Origin of the sequence: Streptomyces sp. TP-A0874 (genome assembly GCF_001748085.1) — a bacterium.
Lineage (GTDB): Bacteria > Actinomycetota > Actinomycetes > Streptomycetales > Streptomycetaceae > Streptomyces.
The window spans coordinates 164,125-186,185 of sequence record NZ_BBZK01000009.1 but is presented as its reverse complement, the minus strand read 5'-3'; the positions used below and the strand labels follow the sequence as shown (position 1 = coordinate 186,185).

Annotated in this window: 11 protein-coding genes and 1 pseudogene; 9 read left to right on the top strand and 3 right to left on the bottom strand. The window is 74.1% G+C overall.

Annotated features, from left to right (window positions below):
* Positions 1–513: 513 nt before the first annotated feature.
* From BGP73_RS23850 to moeZ, 6 genes are all read left to right on the top strand, one after another.
* A complete protein-coding gene (locus tag BGP73_RS23850) occupies positions 514–1,554 on the top strand; it encodes a DUF3152 domain-containing protein (protein WP_306303460.1) in 1,041 nt (346 codons plus the stop codon).
* 333 nt (positions 1,555–1,887) lie between these two features.
* On the top strand, positions 1,888–3,798 hold the full coding sequence (locus BGP73_RS16725) for a DUF3492 domain-containing protein (protein ID WP_079127593.1): 1,911 nt from the start codon (positions 1,888–1,890) through the stop codon (positions 3,796–3,798).
* Positions 3,795–5,045: a hypothetical protein gene (locus BGP73_RS16720; RefSeq protein WP_069815662.1), complete on the top strand. Its 1,251-nt coding sequence runs from the start codon at positions 3,795–3,797 to the stop codon at positions 5,043–5,045. Before BGP73_RS16725 ends, BGP73_RS16720 begins: the two co-directional genes overlap by 4 nt.
* A 245-nt stretch (positions 5,046–5,290) precedes the next feature.
* Positions 5,291–6,346: an NAD-dependent epimerase/dehydratase family protein gene (locus BGP73_RS16715; RefSeq protein ID WP_069815660.1), complete on the top strand. Its 1,056-nt coding sequence runs from the start codon at positions 5,291–5,293 to the stop codon at positions 6,344–6,346.
* Entirely contained in the window at positions 6,334–7,086 is a 753-nt protein-coding gene (locus BGP73_RS16710; protein ID WP_069815658.1) for a spherulation-specific family 4 protein, read from the top strand. The genes BGP73_RS16715 and BGP73_RS16710 overlap by 13 nt, the downstream gene beginning before the upstream one ends.
* A 61-nt stretch (positions 7,087–7,147) precedes the next feature.
* Entirely contained in the window at positions 7,148–8,326 is a 1,179-nt protein-coding gene (moeZ, locus tag BGP73_RS16705) for an adenylyltransferase/sulfurtransferase MoeZ (RefSeq protein ID WP_069815656.1), read from the top strand.
* A 136-nt stretch (positions 8,327–8,462) separates the two neighbouring features.
* Here the strand turns inward: moeZ and BGP73_RS16700 are convergent, their stop codons facing one another.
* Positions 8,463–10,109, bottom strand: a complete 1,647-nt coding sequence (locus BGP73_RS16700) for an alpha/beta hydrolase (protein ID WP_069815655.1) — start codon at positions 10,107–10,109, stop codon at positions 8,463–8,465.
* A gap of 208 nt (positions 10,110–10,317) precedes the next feature.
* Entirely contained in the window at positions 10,318–13,065 is a 2,748-nt protein-coding gene (locus tag BGP73_RS16695) for a lysylphosphatidylglycerol synthase transmembrane domain-containing protein (RefSeq protein WP_069815653.1), read from the bottom strand.
* Between the two features lie 153 nt (positions 13,066–13,218).
* Between BGP73_RS16695 and BGP73_RS16690 the strand changes: the two genes are divergently transcribed.
* Positions 13,219–13,686 carry an MGMT family protein gene (locus BGP73_RS16690; protein WP_107474062.1) on the top strand — a complete coding sequence of 156 codons (468 nt, stop codon included), beginning with the start codon at positions 13,219–13,221 and terminating at the stop codon, positions 13,684–13,686.
* A 386-nt stretch (positions 13,687–14,072) separates the two neighbouring features.
* Positions 14,073–17,636 (top strand): ATP-dependent helicase, encoded by a 3,564-nt coding sequence (locus tag BGP73_RS16685; protein WP_069815651.1) that lies wholly within the window; start codon positions 14,073–14,075, stop codon positions 17,634–17,636.
* A gap of 95 nt (positions 17,637–17,731) precedes the next feature.
* Here BGP73_RS16685 and BGP73_RS16680 read toward each other — a convergent pair.
* Positions 17,732–18,355 (bottom strand): annotated as a pseudogene (locus BGP73_RS16680) (hypothetical protein); the annotation flags it as partial.
* Between the two features lie 337 nt (positions 18,356–18,692).
* Between BGP73_RS16680 and BGP73_RS16675 the strand changes: the two are divergent.
* The gene (locus tag BGP73_RS16675) at positions 18,693–22,052 is read left to right on the top strand and encodes an ATP-dependent DNA helicase (protein ID WP_069815647.1); all 3,360 of its coding nucleotides are present in this window, start codon (positions 18,693–18,695) and stop codon (positions 22,050–22,052) included.
* The last annotated feature ends 9 nt before the right edge of the window (positions 22,053–22,061 follow it).

The window sequence follows — 22,061 nt, the reverse complement described above, 5'->3', positions numbered from 1 at the left end:
GCCGAGGCAGGGGAAGGGCGACCGGTGACCGGGCCCGCCCGACCGGCCGGCCCGGCTCCGGGGCCGTCCGGCTTCCCGGCGAACTCCGGGGCACCGGGCGGGTACCGGGCCCACGGAGGGCCGGAGCCGTACCGCCCGCAGGCACGCCCGGACGGTACGGACGCCCACCGGGTGCCGTACCGCGAAGCGCCCGGCGGCGGACCGTACGGATGGGCCGACGACGTGCGCGGCGGCCACCCCCAGCACCACGAGGGCCGCGCCCCCTGGGCGGCGAGCCCGACACCCCGCGGCCCGGCGCCGAGCCAGGGACCGCAGTCGCAGACTCCGGGGTTCAGCGCCGCCAGGCAGCGGGGCGTCCACAGGAGTGTGCCGGGGCAGGGGGCGGAGCAGTGGTTCGGGCCCGGGGCTTCCGGAGCTCCGGCGGCGGGAGGAGCCGTCACCGCGGAGCCGGTCGCTCCGTCGGACGCCGCGGACGGGCCGGGCGGAGCGCCGCCGGACGGACCGGTGCGGCGGGTGGGCGGTGCGCCCGCGGGTGGACTGCTGCGCCCGATGGACGGGCCGCTGCCGCAGCCCCGTCAGGAGTACATCGACGCCTTCGACGACGACGTGTTCGCGGCCGGGAACCCCGCCGGTCCCCGGCGCTCGGACGACGGCCCGGGCCGACCCGCCGAGGACGCACCCGGGGGCCCCGACGACCCCGGGGAGGGGCCGGAGGCCGAGGAGGGCGACCCGGGACGGCGGCGCCGGCCCGGCAAGGCGCGGGCGTTCACCGGCGCCGCCGCGGCCGCGGTGACCACGGTCCTGACCGTGGTCGTCGCCGGACAGGTCGCCGACGGTGGCCGGGAGTCGGCGGGGGCGCTGAAGCTGCACGAGGAGGCGGGGGACGGAGGGGCCTCCCGTTCCGACAGCCGTCCCACGCCGCCGGAGAAGCCGCTCCAGGCTCCGCCGGCCCCGAAGACCTACGGCCAGCTCATGGCCGCGAAGTTCCCGCTCGCCGCCGATTACGCCGGCCCGGGAACCTTCCACACCGTGCCGGGGCAGGACCGGACGCCGACCCGGGGCCAGGTGCTGCGCTACCGGATCGATGTCGAGAAGCGGCTTCCCCTGGACACCGACCTGTTCGTGGAGGCTGTGCGCAAGACGCTCGGTGACGACCGCAGTTGGACGCACGACGGGGCCCGCTCCTTCCAGCGCGTCTCGTCCGGTCACGCCGATTTCGTGATCACTCTGGCGAGCCCCGGTACCACCGCCGCCTGGTGTGCGAAGTCCGGTCTGGACACCACCGTCGACAACGTCTCCTGCGACTCGGCCGCCACCGAGCGGGTCGTGATCAACGCCTATCGCTGGGCCCGGGGGGCGAAGACCTTCGGTGACCGCATGCACGCCTACCGGCAGATGCTGATCAACCACGAGGTCGGGCACCGGCTGGGCTTCAACCACGAGTACTGCACCAAGGAGGGCGCGCTCGCGCCGGTCATGATGCAGCAGACGAAATACCTGAAGACCAACGGCATCACCTGCAAGCCCAACGCCTGGCCGTTCCCCGCTCCCTGAGGGCCCGTCCGGTCCCGGCGCCGCCGCGCCCCGAGCCCCCGGCGAGGCTCGCCCCGTCCGGGGGCCCGACGGCGCTCCGCGGCCACCGGCGAGGCTGTCCCCGCCCCGGTACGCGGGGTGTACGGACGCTTCGCCGCGGCAGTCCCGGGCTGACGGGCCTCCCCGGCCGTCCGGAGCGAAAGACCCATAACGCGACAGCTCCCGGAAGGTAACGGGCCTTCACCCCTTCTGGTAGCGCAATGGACAACCGTCCATGCCCCCTGGTCGCCGCGCCTACGGTTTTTCACCGTCAGTCGTCGCAGCTGCTCCAGAAGAGATCGGTGGTGGCACTCGTTGCGCGTCGCACTCCTTACCGAGGGTGGCTATCCGTATGTGCTGGGTGATTCCGCGTCCTGGTGCGACCGGCTGGTCCGCGGGCTCGGCGACCACGAGTTCGATCTCTACGCGCTGAGCCGGAACCGGCGCCAGGACGCGGGGGGACTGCTCGACCTCCCGCGGCGGGTGCGCCGAGTCCGCAGCGCGGGGCTCTGGGGGCCTCCCCCGGAGCGGTACCGGCGCACCGGGCCCAGCCGGAGTGAGCGGCGCCGCTTCGCCGAGCACTACCAGGAACTGGTGGCGGCGGTGTGCACGGCGGACCGCTCACCGGCGGAATCGGCCAGCGGTTCCCCGGAACTCTTCGCCCGCGGGCTCTACGGGCTGGCCGAACTGGCCCGGCGGACCGGCGGCATCGCCGCGGAACTCGGCTCGGACACCGCCGTGCGCATACTCCAGGCCGGCTGCCGCGCCCCGGGCGTCTTCCCCGCCGTCCACAGCGCCCGACTGCCCGACCTGCTCACCGTCGTGCGGGCCCTGGAGAGCATGCTCCGTCCGCTCTCGCTGGACTGGTACGGCCCGGCGGCCCCGGACCGGGCCGGCACGACAGGACTGGCCGCCGCCGACCTCTGCCATGCGACCTCCGGCGGCGCGGCGGCGCTGCCGGGTCTGCTGGCCAAGCGTTTCTTCGGAGTCCCGTTGCTCGTCACCGAGTACCGGGTAGGGCTCCGGGAGCACCATCTGGCCGCCACGGCGGCCGGTCTCAGCAGGCCGGTGCGCACCCTCCTCGCCTCCTTCCACCGGCAGTTGGCCCAGGAGATCTACGGCCAGGCCGCGCTGGTCACCCCCGGGGACGGCGGCGCCCGCCGCTGGCAGGCCCGGTGCGGTGCCCCCACCGCCCGACTACGCACCGTCCACCCGGGGCTGGACGCGGGCGCGTTCACCGCCCCGAGGAAGGGCGAGGCGGCCGTGCCCCACCCGCCCGCGGCGCCCGCGGCAGCCCGGACGGCGGCGGACCCGGGGCGGACGCTGCTCTGGGTCGGTCCGCTGGAACCCGCACAGGACCTCGTCGGTCTGCTCCGCGCCTTCGCCGACGTCCACCGGACCGAGCCCGACGCCCGGCTGCGGCTCGTCGCGGTCCCGCCGGACGGCCCCGGTCGGGCCCCGGCCCCCCGGCGCCCTGCTCCGGAGGCCGCGGGCGGCTACCCGGCCCACTGCCGGGCGCTGGCCGCCAGGCTCTTCGGGGACGATCCCGGAGCCCCCGTCACCTTCGCCGAGGTGGGCGGGCCGACGGTGCCCACCCTCGCCGACGCCTATGCCGGGGGCGAGACGGTGCTGTTCTCCAGCGCTGTCGAGGACTTCCCGGTCCGTCTGGTCGAAGCGATGTTCCGCGCCAGGGCCGTTGTCGCCGCGGATGTCGGCGCGGTCCGCGAGGTGGTCGGCGGCACCGGGATCGTGGTGCCGCCACACGACCCCGGGGCGATGGCCCAGGCGGCCGTCAAGCTGCTGCGTGACCCGGTGCGCCGGTCCCGGATGGGCGCCGAGGGGCGCGCCCGGTCCCTCGAACTCTTCACCGCCGAGCAGCAGATCGCCTCCTTCCGCGGCATCTACCTCGAGCTGATGTCGCAGTGGCCGGTGCACCGGCAGGGCTCCTACGTTCCAGGGACAGCGGAGCCGTTCGCCCGGCCACCCGAGGCCCATGTGCCGGGGCGGACGGCCGTTCAGCGGTCCGGGGGCCGACAGCGGCCGGGCCGCCGAGCCCCCAGCTGGGCCGGCCGGGTGCGGCCGCCGGGCAACCCGACGGCCGCCACCGGGCTCGTGTCGGACCGTCCCGCCCCGCAGGAGCCGTTGGCGGTCGCGGCGGCCGGCAGCCGGTCTCCGCAGGCCCGGCGGCCGGAGACGCCGCTGCGCTCGGGAGAGGGCGACCGATGAGCACTGCCACCGGAAAACCGAAGACCGGCGCCGCCCCGGGTTGGTGGGGGCCGGCCGACCCGGTCAAGGCGCTGCTCGAACGCCACCGGGAGCTCTGCGCCCGGGCCGCCGACCCGCTGGAGATCGCGGCGGGGCTGGAGGCACACGGCGTCACCGATCGGGCGGCGGTCGGCTTCCGCCACCGCGACGTCTTCTCGCTCGCCGAGGAGCTGTACGCCCGGGCGCCGCGCGAGGGCCGCCGGCCCAACGGCGTTCCAGATCGCGGCCGGGGGGCTGCCGGCGGGGACGTGGGCGGCGTACGGGCCGCGGGGCGCCGGGCGATCCGCCTGCTCGCTCTCGGCCGTTATCTGCTGCCCGCTGCCGGATGCGCCGCACTCGCCACCGCCGTCGCCGCGCTGTTCGATGACCCGGTGCCCGTCCGGGCCGCCGCCGCACTCGCCGCCACCCCGCACCGCTTCGCCGCCGCCCTGGCTGCGGCCCTGCTCGGAGCGGTGATCGCGGCCGTGGGCATCCGGCTCTGCCTGCGCACCGGCCCGCTGGGTGGCGAAGGCGCACACCGGCCGTTCGCCGGGCCGCTGTGGACCGTCTGGCTGATCTTGTACGCGCTGTTCGGGGACGCGCTCCTCCGCGAACTGCTCGCCGGCGGCCCGGACGCGCCGCTGCCGCTGGTCACGCGGTCCCTGCCGGCCGCCTCAGCCACCGCGGTGGGGCTCTGCCTCGCCCTCGCGCCGGCATCCTGCTGCGCCCGGTGGTACGACCGCAGAGTGCGGAGACGGCTGTCGACCAGCAGACGGCTCGAGGAGTACACCGCGCGGATCCGACCGCTCCTCACCGTCGCGCTGGGCGTCTTCCTCGTCGCTGGCTGGGGAGCGCTGATGGTGAGCGACGCGCTGTTCGGCGGCCCACTGCGCGCCAGCGGCTCGCTGCCGGCCGCCCTGGCCCTGGGATCACTGCTCTTCCTGGCCCGGCTGCTGGCGCTGCACGGCCGCTCTGGAGCCGCGGTCCGTGCCCTGATGGCCGCCGCTGCGCTGGAGGCCGCGGCGCTCTGCAGCATCCTGGCGGCCCGGCTGCCGGATCTGGAGCGCGTCGGGAAGCCGCTCGAGAGGCTGGTGGCGGCTTACGGCGCGACGGCGCTCCCGCTGCTCGCGTGTGCGACCGCCGCGGCCGTCCTGCTGGTCCGCAACACCGCCGTACCACCGCGGGCCATGCCCCACAGCGCGGAACCGCAGCTGCATGAGCCCCTTTGAGTCCGTCACCGGTGCCCCGGCCAAGGCGCACCCCCGGCGCTCGCTCCACCGAGGCTGGCCCTCCGGCCGCCCAGGAGACACCCGAAACCTCCCCGAGGAGACCCAGAGATGACGAGAGCCGCCCACCCGGTAGCGATCCTCCGAGAGAGCCCGTCCCTCTTCGCCACCGCCTCACCGCCCGGTGCGCGGAGCGGGTCGGCGTCCCGGACGCCCCAGCCGTCCGGCCGCGGCGGGGAGGAGGGGCGATGAGGGTCCTGCTGCTCGGCTCGAACGGATACCTCGGCCGGCATGTCGCCGATCGCCTCCTCGCCGACCCCGCGGTCCAGCTCGTCGTGCTGGGCCGGGAGGACGCCGCGGACGTCCGCTTCGACCTGGCTTCCGGCAGCCCGGGGGCGCTGAGCCGCTTCCTCGACGCCGTGCACCCCTCGGTGGTGGTCAACTGCGCCGGTACCACCCGGGGCGGCACCCGTGAGCTGACCCGGCAGAACATCGTGGCCGTCGCCACCGTCTGCGAGGCGATGCGCCGGAGCGACTGCGGAGCGCGGCTGGTGCACCTCGGCTGTTCGGCCGAGTACGGCCCCTCACCGCTCGGCTCCTCCACCCTGGAGGAGACGCTGCCGCGCCCGGGAGGGCCCTACGGGGTGAGCAAACTCGCGGCCACCGAGCTGGTGCTCGCCTCCGGTCTGGACGCGGTGGTGCTGCGGGTCTTCTCACCGGTCGGGCCGGGCACGCCCGCCGGATCACCGCTCGGCCGCCTCGCGGAGGCCATGCGGCGCGCCATGCAGGCGGGGGAGAGCGAGTTGCGGGTGGCCGGCCTCGGGGTGCAGCGGGACTTCGTCGATGTGCGGGACGTGGCCAGGGCGGTGCACGCGGCCTCCCTGTCGGCCGCCAAGGGCGTCATCAACATCGGCACCGGTCGCGCCGTGCGGATCCGGGAAGCCGCCGCGGTGCTGGCCAGGGTTGCCGGCTTCGGGGGAGCCGTGCACGACGTGGAGACCGCCTCCCAGCGCGGAGGCGCCCCGCTGGCGGTCGCCGCCGCTCAGGCCCAGGCTGGAATACTCGCCGCACGGCAGCCCGGCTCCGCCGCCGTGCCCATCCCGGCCCAGGGCGCGGCCCCCGGCGCAGCCGGGGCGGAACAGTCGCCGGCCCCGCCCGCCCTCGCCCACCCGCACCCGGACGGTTGCGGCAACTGGCAGCAGGCCGATGTTCGGACCGCGCGGGAACGGCTCGGCTGGCGGGCGGGCACCGCTTTGGAAGAGTCGCTCGCCGACATCTGGATGGAGGCGGCGTGCCGCATCTGACCTCCTGGTGCACCAGACCGGCCCCGACCAACCCCGGCGAGCTGGGCCTCGGAGTGCCCGGCTGTGCCCATCCCCTGGTCGCCCCCGCGGAGTGGACCGCGCTGGCCCGCCCGCTAGCCCCACTGCACTGGGCGGTGCTCAACGTGGCGCGCGGCCCGGGCACCTGGCCCGATCCGCACTGCCTGGAGGCGGCCGCCCGGCTGCGCGCAGCCGGAGGGCGGCTGCTCGGCCACCTCGACCTGCGGTACGGCACCCGTCCCCTCGGCGAGGTGCTCGCCGAGGCCGGCCGCTTCCTGGAGTGGTACCGGGTGGACGGCTTCTCGCTGCAGCGCTGCCCGGCCGACCGTGCGGGGCTGGGCGCGGTGCGACGGACCACCGCCAGTCTGCGCGCGCTGTGCGAGACCGCCCATCTGGTGTTCCGGCACGACACCCACCCGTACCCCGGCTATGTGGAGCTGGCCGACCAACTGGTGACGTTCGCCGGCTCCTGGGCGGACTACCGGTGGTCGCAGGCGGCGGAGTGGACGGCCGAACTCGCGCCGGAACGCTTCTGCCACCTGGTGCACAGCCTGCCCCTCGGCCATCTGGAGGAGGCGCTGCGGATCGCCCGCTGGCAGGGCGCGGCGACGGTGTGGTTCACCGACCGGACGGACCGGGGGGACGGAACGGAGCCGTGGGAGGCGCTGCCCGGCTACTGGGACGAAATTGTCTCGCGCCTCGAAACAGGAGTCTCGGAATGAGATGGGGCGTGGCAGTGTTGCCCAGAAGGTAAGCGTATTTTTCCCACCAGACGGAGTTCCCGTGTCGTTGCCACCCCTGGTCGAGCCCGCAGCCGAGCTCACCGTAGACGAGGTTCGCAGGTACTCCCGCCATCTGATCATTCCCGATGTAGGGATGGACGGGCAGAAGCGGCTCAAGAACGCCAAGGTGCTGTGTGTCGGCGCCGGCGGGCTGGGCTCACCCGCGCTGATGTACATGGCCGCGGCGGGCGTCGGCACCCTCGGCATCGTGGAGTTCGACGAGGTCGACGAATCCAACCTGCAGCGCCAGGTGATCCACAGCCAGGCGGACATCGGCCGTCCGAAGGGTGAGTCCGCTCGGGACACGGTGCTGGGCATCAACCCGAACGTCGAGGTCGTGCTCCACCCGGAGCGGCTGGAAGCGGACAACGTCAAGGAGATCTTCTCCCAGTACGACCTGATCGTCGACGGCACGGACAACTTCGCCACCCGCTACCTGGTGAACGACGCCTGCGTGCTGCTCAACAAGCCGTACGTCTGGGGCTCCATCTACCGCTTCGACGGTCAGGTGTCGGTCTTCTGGAGCGAGCACGGGCCGTGCTACCGCTGCCTGTACCCAGAGCCGCCGCCGCCCGGCATGGTGCCCTCGTGCGCCGAGGGCGGTGTGCTCGGCGTGCTCTGCGCCTCGGTCGGGTCGGTGCAGGTCACCGAGGCCATCAAGCTGCTGGCCGGCATCGGTGACCCGCTGGTGGGACGCCTGATGATCTACGACGCGCTGGAGATGTCCTACCGCCAGGTGAAGGTGCGCAAGGACCCCGACTGCGCGGTCTGCGGTGAGAACCCCACCGTCACCGAGCTGATCGACTACGAGGCCTTCTGCGGCGTGGTATCCGACGAGGCGCAGGCGGCGGCGGCCGAGTCGACCATCACCCCGAAGCAGCTCAAGGAGTGGATCGACGGCGACGAGGGCATCGAGATCATCGACGTCCGGGAGCCGAACGAGTACGAGATCGTGTCGATCCCGGGTGCGAAGCTGATCCCGAAGAACGAGTTCCTGATGGGGAACGCCCTCCAGGACATGCCGCAGGACAAGAGGATCGTCCTGCACTGCAAGACGGGTGTCCGCTCCGCGGAGGTCCTGGCGGTCCTGAAGGACGCCGGTTTCGCCGACGCCGTGCACCTGGGCGGCGGCGTGGTCGGCTGGGTGAACCAGATCGAGCCGGAGAAGCCGGTCTACTGACCGCCGAGGCGGTTCCGAGTAGGACGGTGTGAGGGGGCCGGGGGCACCGGGAGACCGGTGCCCCCGGCCCCCTCGCCGTGTTCGGGCGGGACCCCCCACCCGGTCGGCCCGGTGCGCGGACCGCGGGCAGCGGCTGTCAGGAGCAGACCTTGCCGTCGGACGGCACCACCCCGTCGAGCAGGTACCGGTTGACGGTGTCGGTCACACAGCGGCTGTTCCCGTAGGCGCCGTGCCCCTGGCCCTGGTAGGTGATCGCGACCCCGACCCCCGGGCCGAGCTCCTGAGCCATCCGCTGCGCCCCCTCGTACGGGGTGGCCGGGTCACCGGTGTTGCCGATGAGCAGGATGGGCGCCGCGTCGGGTGCGCGGACGTCCGGGGTCTTCGAGGTGCCCTTGACGGGCCAGTGCTCGCACTCGAGCATTCCCCAGGCCAGGAACTCGCCGAAGACCGGCGAGGCGGCGCGGAACTCCGGCAGCGCCGCCTTCACGTCCTTGACGTCGTACCGCTGCTTGGAGTCGGCGCAGGTGATGGCGGTGTTCGCGGCCTGGGCGTTGCTGTAGTGACCGTTGCGGTCCCGACCGGTCATGCTGTCCGAGAGGGCGAGGAGCATGTTGCCGCTGCCGTGCGCGGCCTCGTCCAGCCCCTCCTGCAGATACGGCCAGTAGTCCTTCGAGTAGAGCGCCTGCGCGATGCCGTTCAGGGCCCGGCTCTGGGTGAGCTTCCGGCTGGTGGCCGTGGGCAGCGGCTTCTTGTCGAGCCGTTTCAGCAGCGCGGTGATCCGCTGGACGCCCCGGGCCGGATCGGCGCCGGTCGGGCAGTCCGAGCCCTGCTGGGCGCACTTCTGGAGGAAGTTGTCCAGCGCGAGCTGGAAGCCCTTGGCCTGGCCGAGCGCGCTCTGCTTCGGGTCCTCGGTGGGGTCCACGACCGCGTCGAGCACGGCCCGCCCGAGATGCTTGGGGAAGAGGTGGGCGTAGACACCGCCGAGTTCGGTGCCGTAGGAGACGCCGAAGTAGTAGAGCTTGTCGTCGCCGAGCACCTGGCGCATCAGGTCCATGTCCCGGGCCGCGTTCTCGGTGCCGACGTGGGGCAGCAGCTTCCCGGACTTCTTCTCGCAGGCGTCCCGTGTCTTGCGGACGTCGCCCAGCAGCGCCTTCTCCTCGGCCGAGTCGTCCGGGGTGTCGTCCAGCGCGTAGGACGCGTCCAGGCCCTTGTCGCTGAGGCAGCGGACCCCGTCGCTGTTGCCGACGCCCCGGGGGTCGAAGCTGACCAGGTCGTAGCGGGCGTGCAGCTTCTTGTACTCCTTGGCCAGCGAGGGCAGCAGGGTGACGCCGGAGCCGCCGGGCCCGCCGAAGTTGAACAGCAGCGAACCGATCCGCTTGCCGCCGTGCCCCCCCTTGGCCTTGGACTTCGCGCGGATCATCTGGATACCGATCGTCTTCCCCTTCGGCTTCCGGTAGTCCAGCGGGGCCTTGAGGGTGGCGCAGCTCCACTTGGTGCCGTCGCTCAACGGCCGGGGGCGGCCGCCCTCGCCGCCCTGGAGCGAGGAGGGCTTGGGACAGTCCTTCCAGTCCAGGTGCTGCCGGGTCAGTGACTTCGGCAGGTCCGAGTCGGAGTCCGAGCCCGCGGCGCGGGCGGCGGCCGAGGCGTGGGTGGGGTCGGAGGACGGCGCATCCTCCGAGCGGCCGGCACAGGCGCCGGCGGTGGTGGTGAGGAGCGTGGCCAGCGCGACCGCTGCTCCCGTTCTGACGCGCTGATCGCGCGAGGCCCATCTGGCTTTCGACACCGCTGCTCCCCGCGTCGTCGCTCGAATAATCCTGGACCGTGGAACACATCTGGGGTGATGCCGGATGAATCGATCTCTATCACGCGGTGCGGCTCTCCGCCCTGGGCGGCTGGAGCCGTCCCGGCTGCCAGCCAGGGCGGGCGCGGGGCGGTGAAGCGCGGGAACGCGGGGTTCTCCCACCGCCGGAGAGGCGGCCGGGGAGCGGTCCTCAGATGGCGCCCTTACGGGTGAGATGGGTGAAGGAGAGCCAGCCGGGCAGCACCGGGAGCCAGAAGGTCATCAGCCGGAAGAGCAGCACGGCGGGTGTGGCGATCTCCTTGGGGAGACCGGCCGCGATGAGGCCCAGGGTCAGCGTCGCCTCGACGGCGCCCACTCCTCCGGGGGTCGGGGCGGCCGAGCCCAGCGCGTTCCCGGCCAGGAACACCACCGCGATGCTGGCGTAGCCCAGGTCGCCGCCGAAGGCCCGGATCGAGGAGTCCAGGCACATCACGAAGGCGAAGGTCAGCAGCAGCGTCCCGCCGACCCCGGTGAGCAGCTTCTGCGGCCGCTGCATGACGTCGAGCATCCGGGGCACCACGCCGGCGAAGAGCGATCGCAACCGGGTGGCGATGAACTTCCGCAGCGCCGGTACGGCGGTGACGATCAGCATCAGCACCGCCGCCGTCAGCAGTCCGGCGATGACCGTTCGGGACGGCGTCGGCGTCCGGTCGGTGCCGGTCAGATAGCCGAAGACCAGCAGCAGGGTGGTGTGCACGCCCAGGCCGACCAGCTGGGACGCCCCGACGCTGGAGACCGCGAGCCCCGGTCGCACCCCGGAGCGCTGCAGGAAGCGGGTGTTGAGCGCCACCCCGCCGACCGCGGCCGGGGCCACCAGCTTCACGAAGGAGCCGGCGACCTGCGCCATCACGGTGCGGACGAACGACACCTTCTCCGGTACGAAGCCCAGCAGGTTGAACGCCGCCCCGAAGTACGACAGGCCGGAGAAGAGCACCGCGGTCGCCACCCAGCCCCACTTCGCCTCCGCGACCACATGGGTGAAGCTGACATGGGTGAGCTGCGAGAGCAGGAAGTAGGCGGCGAAGGCGCCCGCGATCCAGGTGACCAGGGTGCGCGGCCGGATCCGCTCCAGCCGGACCGGCTGGATGGGTGCCTGTGGACGGACCAGCAGCACCTGGTGGCGGATCTGGGCCAGCAGGTCCTCCTCCCGGGCCTCCTCGATCGCCTCGTCGATGGCCTTCTTCTCGGCCCGCACCGATCTTCGGTCGGCCGGGACGGAGGTCGCGCCGCCGGTGTGTTCCTTCTTCCGCGCCGACTCCAGCACTGCTTCCCGCTCCCGCTGGGCGCGTGCCTTGGCGTGCTGCCGCAGCGTGGCGCGGGTGCTGCGGCTCAGCGCGATCGGCTGCAGCATCGGCAGGCTGTCGGCGATGGCGTCCGGGCCGAGCACGTCGACCGCGGCGGCCACCGAGCGTTCGGCGCCGACCCGTAGCCCCAGGGTGGCCAGCAGCTGGGCGATGTCGATCCGCAGGACCAGGTCGCCGGCGGCGATCTCGCCGCCCCGCAGGTCGGTGAGGATGACCCGGCCGGAGGAGTCCAGCAGGATCGCGTCGCCGACCAGCCGGCGGTGGGCGATCCGCCGGGACTGGAGGGCGCGCACCTGCCGCCAGGCGCTGCGGAGCACCTCGTCGGTGAGTTCCTCGTCGGCGAGCGAGTCCAGGGTTCGGCCGCCGGTGTGCTCGTAGACCAGCATGACGGCGTCCGGGCCCAGCTCCGAGGTGGCGATCAGCTTGGGCGCGTTGGCGCCCGCGGCGATCGCCGCGTAGGCGAGCAGCGCCTCCTGCTCCAGTGCCTGGCGCAGCGATTGCAGGCTGCGGCGCTGGGTGATGCCGCGCAGCGCCAGTCGGCGCCAGACCCGGTAGAAGAAGCCCTGCGCCTGCTGTTCGCGGTCGACGACCGTCACATCCAGTGGTGGTCCGTCCTCCAGGGTCACCTGGTAGCGGCGGCCGCGGTCCTGCCGGTCGCGGTCGGCGCTGTCCAGGTCCTCGGCGCGGCGCGCGGTGACCGGGCGGAAACCGACCCGGCGGAGGCCGGCCAGCAGGTTCTGGCCGGTCGGTTGGACGTTCGGGGAGCCGACCGCGTACAGCGTGCCGTAGGCGATCGTCCAACCGATCAGGGCGGTGACGATGATGGAGAAGGGGGTGGAGAAGCCTCCGACCAGCACGGCGAGGGCGTCGAGCAGCAGCACGCACCAGAGCACCACCCGCCAGCGCGGGCGGCGGGCCATGCCCACGGCGGTCATGTAGGCGATGACCGGCGCGAGGTAGCCGTGCACGGGGTCGGTGACCGAGCCGTTCGGCGCGTGCTGCGTGAGCGCGTCCCGGATGGAGGCCGGGGCGCTCTCGGCGACCCACAGGTCGGTGCCGAGCGAGACCCCGTGGGCCAGTACCGCGGCCAGCACGCCGTCGGCGATCCGGATCCCGTCCCGCTTGAACAGGCGCTCGATGGCGAAGACCACCGGCACGAGCAGCACGGCCACGCTGGAGGCCCATCCGGCGAAGCTGACCAGCAGTGAGGGGGCCTGTTGGGTGCCCTTGCCGATGTCCTCCTCCAGCCCGGAGGTGGTGCCGTGGGCGAAGGCGGCGATACCGAGGACCACGGCGATGGCCAGGCTTCCGACCAGCAGCCGGACCAGGTCGGAGGGGCGGTGCACCCGGGCGGAGAGCAGCGGTTCGTCGCTGGAAACCTGGGTGACGCGGTGGCTCCCGGTGCTTCCGTCCTCCGGCCGGTGGCCGCGGTCGTCGGGCGGGGCGGCCGGGTGGTCCGGGTGGTCGGTGGAGCCGTTGGCGCCGGCGTGCGGGGACCGGTCGGTTTCCGGGCAGGCCGGACTGTCAGAGGTGGGAGCCCCTCGTGGACGCTCCCCGCTCTGCTGCTCGGCCTCGTTCTTGTGGTCTCGTATCACCAGTCACCGCCTGGAAGATGGTGGCATGGCCGGACCCGGAGGTGGGACATCAGGGTGCATATCGAGAGTTCGCGGGGCGGTGCCGCCGCCCGGGGCAAGGGGAGAACGGCCTGGTCGGAGCCGCTGTCGGTGGGATGGTGCAGGATGTCTCGGATGACTGGTTGGACCGGGGCCGGCGGAGCGGGCGGGACCGGTGGACCGGACCGGGCGGCCGACGCGCGGACCGCCGCCGCACCCGAGGAGGTGCCACCCCGGTACCCGGAGTACGCGGACCGGGTGCTGGAAGTGGCCGAGCTGATCCCGGCAGGCAAGGTCCTGACCTACGGCGACATCGCCGAGTGGCTGGGCGAGGGCGGGCCGCGCCAGGTCGGCCGGGTGATGGCCCGCTACGGCGGCGCGGTCCCCTGGTGGCGCGTGGTGCGCGCCGACGGCGTGCCGCTGGTCGGTAGCGAGAGACGCGCACTGGCCCGCTACCGTGCGGAGGGGACGCCGCTGCGAGCGGCCGGCCCCGCCGCACGCGGCAGCACACCGCGGATCGACATGGCCCGGGCCCGCTGGGACGGGGGCCCGGCAGAGGCTCGCTCCGCCGACGGTGACGGACACGAAGGGGGTCACAACTGACAGCTTCCGCCATGCTGCCGATCCGCAGGGGACCGGCCACCCGTTCGGAGTGCCGGCCAGATCCGGGGCGCCGTCCGCTGGCCCGGGCCAAGCCCTCGGCGTAGCGTTCGGTGCCTGCCCGGCGCACGGACCGGCCCATGGCCTCGGACCGCACGCCCGAGCGGACCGTAGGTCGTGAGGCGGCGGGCCGTCCCCGTACCGAAAGTGTGCGGAGGCTCCCGGCGACACGGCGTGCGGAACCCTCGACCGGCAGCCGGGGGAGGGCGGCACCGGACCCCTTCGTCCCGCGACGACAGGGTGCGCCCAGCACGCACTCACCACGCGGTCGCCGCTCGAAGCGCGCGGCCGGCAGACAACCAGCACAACCTCCAGGACCGGCGAACCACGTGAGCTCCTCCTCTCCGCCCTTCTCCCCGCACGGGCGGGCGCGCACGCCCGCTCCGGGCCCCTACCGCCTGGTGCGCACACCACCGGAGGCTGTCGACCCTCCTGTGCTGGACGCACAGCAGCGCGCCGTGGTTGAGCACACCGAGGGACCGCTGCTGGTGCTGGCGGGGCCGGGCACGGGGAAGACGACGACACTCGTCGAGGCGGTTGCGGCGCGGGTGGAACAGGGCGCCGACCCGGAGCGGCTGCTGGTGCTCACCTTCAGCCGGAGGGCCGCCGGGGAGTTGCGGGACCGGATGGCCGCCCGGCTCCGCGGCCGGCGCACCCCGCAGGCGACCACCTTCCACTCCTTCTGCTACGCGCTGGTCCGGTCCCACCAGGACACCGAGCTGTTCAACGACCCGTTGCGGCTGCTCTCCGGCCCGGAGCAGGACGTCGTGGTCCGTGAACTGCTCGCCGGACAGGCCGAGCTGGAGCGGGCCGGGCGGGAGGCGGTCCGCTGGCCGGACGAGCTGCGGGCCTCCCTGACCACCCGCGGTTTCGCCGACGAGGTCCGCGCGGTGCTGGCCCGCAGCCGGGAGCTGGGGCTCGGCCCGGAGGCGCTGGGCGCATTCGCCCGCCGCACCGGGCGGCCGGACTGGGCGGCGGCCGCCGCCTTCCTGGCCGAGTACCTGGACGTGCTGGACGCCCAGGGGGTCCTCGACTACGCCGAACTGGTGCACCGGGCGGTGCTGCTGGCCGAGGAACCGGAGACGGGGGCGGCCATAGCCGCCCGCTACGACGCGGTCTTCGTCGACGAATACCAGGACACCGACGCCGCCCAGGTACGGCTGCTCCAGGCCCTGGCCGGGAACGGCCGGGCGGCCCGGGCGGCGGCCGTCCGACGGCGTGCACCCCGCGCGGCCCCCTCCGGGGGAGCGGAGCGGGGACGCTCTCCGGGGGGCAGGACACTGGTCGTCTTCGGCGACCCCGACCAGTCGATCTACGCCTTCCGCGGCGCGGACGTCGGCGGCATCCTCAGGTTCCCCGAGGAGTTCCCCCGGCTGGACGGCTCACCGGCCCCGGTCGAGGTCCTGCGCACCTCCCGGCGCTCCGGAGCCGCCCTGCTCACCGCGACCAGGCTGGTGGCCCAGCGCATGCCGCTGACCCGGCTGCCGGCGGCGGCGGTCCGCGCCCACCGCGGGCTCACCGCGGTGCGGGACGGCGGCGGGGTCGAGGTCCGCACCTACCCGACGCTGGGCGCCGAGCTCGACAACATCGCCGACATCCTGCGGCGCGCCCATCTCGAAGACGGCGTGCGCTGGAGCGACATGGCGGTGCTGGTCCGCGCCGGGGGCCGCTCCATACCGGCCGTGCGCCGGGCCCTCACCACCGCGGGAGTGCCACTGGAGGTCGACGGCGACGATCTGCCGCTGCGCCACGAACCGGCGGTGGCACCGCTGCTCACGGCGCTCCGCGCGGTGGCCGAGGCGGCGCTGCCGTCGGCGCTCCGCAGCCCGGTGGCGGCCGACGGCGAGGCGGCGGAAGAGCGCGGGCCCGGTGGCGGCGCCGCCGGTGGGGCGGACGCGCCGACCGACCCGGCCGAGCAGGCCGCCGGTGCGGGCGACCGACCGGGCGACGGGCCCGCCCCGGGGCCCCCGCTGTTCGACGTGGAGACCGCCCTCACGCTGCTTGCCTCCCCGCTCGGCGGCATGGACAGCGCCGACCTCCGCCGACTGGGGCGGGCGCTGCGCGAGGAGGAGCGGAAAGCCGGGCGCACGCTGCCCCGTCCCTCGGACGTCCTGATCGCCGAGGCGCTCGCCGAACCGGAGCGGCTGGTGGCGCACGACCCGGCGTACACCCGCGGCGCCCGGCAGCTCGGTCTGCTGCTCCGCAAGGCCCGCGAACTCCTGGCCGGTGGCGGCACCGCCGAACAGGCGCTCTGGGAGCTCTGGGACGGCACGGGCTGGCCCGGCCGACTGGAGCGGGCCGCCCGGCGCGGCGGCGCCGCCGGGCGCAACGCCGACCGTGACCTCGACGCCGTGTGCGCGCTGTTCGAGGCCGCTGCGCGAGCCGAGGAGCGGACCGGGGGGCGGGGCGCGCTGAACTTCCTCGCGGAAGTCGAGGCGCAGGAGATCGCCGCCGACACCCTCACCCGCCGAGCGGTGCGCCCGGACGCGGTGCGGCTGATGACCGCGCACCGGGCCAAGGGACTGGAATGGCGACTGGTGGTGGTCGCCGGGGTCCAAGAGGGACTCTGGCCGGACCTGCGCCGCCGTGGTTCGCTGCTGGAGGCCGACCGGATCGGCCGCGACGGACTGGCCGAACCGCTGAGCCCCGGCGCACTGCTCGCCGAGGAACGGCGGCTCTTCTACGTCGCCGCCACCCGTGCCGCCGAACGGCTCGTGGTCACCGCCGTCAAGGCCCCCGCGGACGACGGCGACCAGCCGTCCCGTTTCCTCGCCGAACTCGGGGTCGAGCCGGTGGACGTCACCCACCGGCCGCGGCGTCCGCTGTCGGTGGCGGCGCTCGTCGCCGAGCTGCGGGCCACCACCGTCGATCCGCAGGCGTCCCCCCTGCTCCGGGACGCCGCGGCCCGCCGCCTGGCCCGGCTCGCCGCGCTCCGCGACGACAGCGGAGGCCCCGGCGACGGGCAGCCGCTGGTGCCCGCCGCCCACCCGGACCGATGGTGGGGCCTGCTGGAGCCGACCCGTGCCCCCGGCCCGCTACGCGATCCGGAGCGCCCCGTCCTGCTCTCCGGCAGCGCCCTTGACCAGCTCGCCGGCGGTGGCTGCGCCCTGCGGTGGTTCCTCAGCCGGGAGGTGCGGGCGGAGCCGCCGGCCACCGCCGCCCAGGGGTTCGGCAACGTGCTGCACGTACTCGCCGACGAAGTGGCCTCCGGCCGGGCCCCGGCCGATCTCGCCGTCCTCATGGAACGTCTCGACTCCGTCTGGGAAGCCCTCGCCTTCGACGCGCCCTGGAAGTCCCGGCAGGAGCGGGAGAACGCCCGCGCGGCCCTGGAACGCTTCCTGCGCTGGCACGTGATGGACCGCGGCGGCCGCACCCCGGTCGCCACCGAGCACGAGTTCGACGTCACGCTCGGGGCGGGCGGCTACACGGTGCGGATCAGGGGCAGCATGGACCGGGTCGAGCGGGGCGCCGACGGACGGGCCTACGTCGTCGACTTCAAGACCGGCAAGACCAAGCCCGGAGGTGGCGAGGTGGCCCGCCACCCGCAGCTCGCGGTCTACCAGCTGGCGGTCGGCGAGGGTGCGGTGGACGGGGTCTTCGGGGGCCGTCCCGAGCCAGGAGGGGCCGAGCTCGTCCATCTCCGGCTGGGGGCCGGGAGCGAGGGCGGTGACCAGTTGCCGGCGGTGCAGGCCCAGCAGGCGCTGCCGCCCCCGCCCGAACCGGGGGCGGAGACGGCGGCGGGTGAAGGCGAGTGGGCCGGTGAGCTGCTCGCCCGCGCCGCGGGCCGGGTGCTCAACGAGCGCTTCGATCCCAGCAGTGGACAACAGTGCCGGCAGTGCGCCTTCCGTGCCTCCTGCTCCGCCCAGCCGGAGGGGCACCACATCGTGGAGTGACGGAAGAGCGGAGTGACGGCAGGATGTCGCGACGGCCGGCTACCGCGCCCCTCAGCGGTCGAGCCCGGCTGGACGCGGCACTACACCTTCCCGGTGAAGGGGTTGCCGTGCCCGGGGAGCTGCCCGCCCCGCGGCACGTAGCGCAGCCGCCCGCTCTCGTCGGTCACCGGCTGGAAGCCTGCGGCTCGCAGCCGGGCGGCGCACTTGGCGGCGTAGCGCTGGTTGTAGGAGTTCCCGAGCGGCAGGAGGGCCATCAGCGCGGCCCAGACGATGGCGATGACGACGATGGCGGTCACGTTGTCGCGGAACTTGAGGCCGATGCTCAGGCCCAGCATGGTGAAGACCATCCCGCCGACCAGATACCGCTGGCCGTCGGTGAACTGGCTGGTGAGGTCGAACTTCATCCGGGCCTTGAGCAGCTCCACCGCCTCGGGGACCAGGGGCGGGAGCGACTCCCCGTCGTGCGCGTTCGGGTACCGGGCCCAGTTCTTCGCGGCGCGGGCCTGGGCCTCCGGACCGGGGTCCGGCACGATGAGCATGAGCAGTCCGTTGCCCTGGGGGCCACCGCCCTGGCGGGCGTCCGCGTACTCGTAGCCGAACTGCTGGGCGATGAAGGCGAGTTGGGCGAGCTTCTTCGTGGAAGCCATGGGGCTGCGGACCAGGACCGGCTCCCCGCTCGCCATCTCCCGCAGCATCCTGCGAACCTGTCGCTCATTCATATGGCCCCCTCGTTTATATTTCTACATTCTTCCACAGCGGCATGCCCATGCAGAACGGTCGCGCTGCCGCCGAGCGTGGGGTGACCGGGCCCGTGCCCCGTGCCCCGGGCCCCCGGACAACGCCGTCAGCGGTTCCGCCGGAGGGGCGCTCCGGTCAGGAGCCGGGGCGCCGGTGCGTCGTCCCGGCAAGTCCGAAGTGGCGGCCCGGAACGGGTCCTCCCTGAGGGGCGGGGCTCCGGTGCCGGGGGGCCTGACACCCCTCAGCCGGGGGCGTTACATCCCGAATCGCGTTGCCCCGCCCGTTCCGGTGTCACCGGTCGCGGCTAGCCTCGCTCGTGTGGCAGCCCGTATCACCCGGCCCGAGCAGCTCAGGGAGCTCCTCGGCATCCCCTTCACCCCCGAGCAGCTCGACTGCGTCACCGCGCCCCTCGCCCCCCAGGTGATCGTGGCCGGCGCGGGCTCCGGCAAGACCACGGTGATGGCCGCCCGCGTCGTGTGGCTCGTCGGCACCGGGCAACTGCCACCGGAACGGGTGCTGGGGCTGACCTTCACCAACAAGGCGGCCGGGGAGCTGTCCGAACGCGTCCGCAAGGCCCTGCTCAAGGCCGGGGTGGCCGGATCCGGAAGAGCGCCCGAGGAGGCGGCCGAACCCGCCGGGGAACCGCGGATCTCCACCTACCACGCCTTCGCCGGACAACTGCTGAAGGAACACGGGCTGCGCATCGGGCTGGAACCCACCGCCCGACTGCTCGCCGACGCCACCCGCTTCCAGCTCGCCGCCCAGGTCCTGCGCACCGCGCCCGGCCCCTACCCGGCGCTCACCAAATCCCTCCCCGCCCTCGTCGAGGACCTACTGGCGCTCGACGGGGAACTGGCCGAACACCTGGTGCCGCCCGAGCGGCTCCGCGGCTACGACAGCGAACTGCTGCAGACCCTGGAGGGGGTACGGCTCACCAACGGCGACCTGCGGAAGGTGCCCGAGGTCTCCCGCGCCCGCCTCGAACTCCTGGAGCTGGTCGGCGCCTACCGAGAGGAGAAGGGCCGCCGCGACCTGCTCGACTTCGGCGACCAGATCGCCCTCTCCGCCACCCTGGCCCGCAGCCGCCCGGAGGTCGGCGCGCTCCTTCGGGAACAGTACGGAGTGGTCCTGCTGGACGAGTACCAGGACACCTCGGTCGCCCAGCGGATCCTGCTCTCCGGGCTCTTCGGACACCCGACCGGCCACCCCGTCACCGCGGTCGGCGACCCCTGCCAGGCCATCTACGGCTGGCGCGGCGCCTCGGTGGCCAACCTCGACGACTTCCCCGCGCACTTCCCGCAGGCCGACGGCCGGTTGGCCCGGCGCTTCGCGCTGAGCGAGAACCGCCGCAGCGGTGGCCGCCTCCTCCACCTCGCCAACGACCTCGCCACCCGGCTGCGGGAGATGCACCAGGGGGTGGAGGCGCTGCGCCCCGCACCCGGAGCCGAGCAGGACGGCACCGTACGGTGCGCCCTGTTCCCCACCCACGCCGAGGAGTTGGCCTGGCTGGCCGATTCGCTGGCACATCTGATACGCACCGGCACACCGCCGGGTGAGATCGCGGTGCTCTGCCGCACGGCCGGTGACTTCGCCGAGATTCAGGCGGTGCTGACGGATCGGGAGGTTCCGGTCGAGGTGGTGGGCCTGTCCGGGCTGCTCCACCTGCCGGAGGTGGCCGATCTCGTCGCGGTCTGCGAGGTCCTCCAGGACCCGACGGCCAACGCGGCGCTGGTGCGGCTGCTGACCGGCCCGCGCTGGCGGATCGGGGCGCGGGACCTGGCGCTCCTCGGCCACCGGGCCCGCACCCTCGTCCGTACCGCGGAGGACATCGGGGAAGAGGAGCCGGACCGGCGGCTGGCCGCCGCGGTGGAAGGGGTCGACCCGGCCGAGAGCGTCTCACTCGCCGACGCGCTCGACACCTTCCTCGGAGCCGACGAACCCAAGGACGGCCTGCCGTTCTCGGCGGCGGCCCGGGTGCGGTTCGCCCGGCTCGCGGCGGAGCTGCGGGAACTACGGCGCTCGCTGGCCGATCCGCTGATGGACGTGTTGCACCGGGTGCTCGCCACCACCGGTCTGGAGGTGGAGCTGTCCGCCTCGCCCGGGGCGCTGGCCGCTCGCCGCCGGGAGACGCTGGGCAACTTCCTCGACGTCGCCGCCTCCTTCGCCGCGCTCGACGGCGAGGCGACGCTGCTCGCCTTCCTCGGCTTCCTGCGGACCGCCGCCCGCCACGAGAAAGGGCTCGACAACGCCCTGCCGAGCACCGGGAACACCGTCAAGGTGCTCACCGCCCACAAGGCCAAGGGCCTGGAGTGGGATGTCGTCGCCCTGCCCGGCCTGGTCCGCAAGCAGTTTCCCAGTGAACAGCCGCGCGACCTGTGGACCGCCAACGCCAAGGTGCTGCCGCACGCGCTGCGCGGCGACGCCGGCGAACCGTCCGCGGACCGGGCGCCGTCCGGCCTGCCGGACCTCGCAGAGTGGAACGCCAAGGGGATGAAGGCGTTCAAGGAGGGCATGAAGGCTCACCAGGCCACCGAGGAGCGCCGGCTCGGCTACGTGGCCTTCACCCGGCCCCGCTCGCTGCTGCTCGGTTCCGGGCACTGGTGGGGGCCGACCCAGAAGAAGGCGCGCGGGCCCTCGGAGTTCCTGGATGAGCTCAGGAAGCACTGCGAGGACAGCGGCTGGGGCGAGGTGGAGGCCTGGGCAGACGCCCCCGGGACAGACGAGGAGAATCCGGCGCTGGCGGCCGGACCGCAGGACCGGCTCGACGCCCAGCCGTGGCCGCTGCCACTCGACCCGCAGGCCCTCGCCCGGCGGCGGAACGCGGCCCGGACGGTTCTGCGGTACCTGGAGACCGGGGCGGGGGAGGAAGCGCCCTCCCCGGGCACCGAACGGAGCGAACCGCAGGCCGGCCCCGGCGGGCAGCCGTCCGGAGCCGCCACAGCGCCCGCGCAGCCGGGTGTCTCCCAGGATGAGCAGCAGGCGCCCACCCCCGAGGAACTGCGGACCATCGCCTCCTGGGACCGCGACCTCGCGGCGCTCACCGACGAACTGCGCCGGTCCAGGTCGACCGAGCGCGAGGTGCTCGTCCCGGCCGCGCTGACCGCATCGCAGCTGGTGCGGTTGGCTGAGGATCCCGACGCGTTCGCCCGGGAACTCGCCCGCCCCATGCCCGCCCCGCCGCGCCCCGCGGCCCGGCGGGGCACCCGCTTCCACGCCTGGGTGGAATCCCGCTTCGAGGAGCTGGCGCTCCCCATGCTCGACCCAGACGAGCTGCCGGCGGGCAGCGAACCGGACATCGCGGACGAGGAGGACCTCCAGGCCCTCAAGGAGGCGTTCAGCCGCACCCCGTACGCCCACCGAACCCCGTACCGCGTCGAGGTGCCGGTACAGACCGCGCTGGCCGGCAGGGTGATCCGCGGGCGGATCGACGCGGTCTACCGCACCGGAGACCGCTACGAGATCGTCGACTGGAAGACCGGCCGCAGCCAGAACGCCGACCCGCTCCAGCTCGCCGTCTACCGTCTCGCCTGGGCCGAGCAGCACGGTCTGCCGCTCTCCGACGTCACCGCGACCTTCCTGTACGTGCGCACCGGCGAGGCGGTCCGACCCGAAGGACTCCCGGACCGCGCGGAGCTGGAGCGCGTCCTGCTCGGCGGGGACCGAGACGGGCGGTCGTAGCGGGGCCGG

Bases quoted from the DNA above. Each gene is read 5' to 3' on its own strand.
- BGP73_RS16720 (WP_069815662.1), top strand. From the start codon at position 3,795: ATGAGCACTGCCACCGGAAAACCGAAGACCGGCGCCGCCCCGGGTTGG.
- BGP73_RS16715 (WP_069815660.1), top strand. From the start codon at position 5,291: ATGAGGGTCCTGCTGCTCGGCTCGAACGGATACCTCGGCCGGCATGTC.
- BGP73_RS16690 (WP_107474062.1), top strand. From the start codon at position 13,219: ATGACTGGTTGGACCGGGGCCGGCGGAGCGGGCGGGACCGGTGGACCG.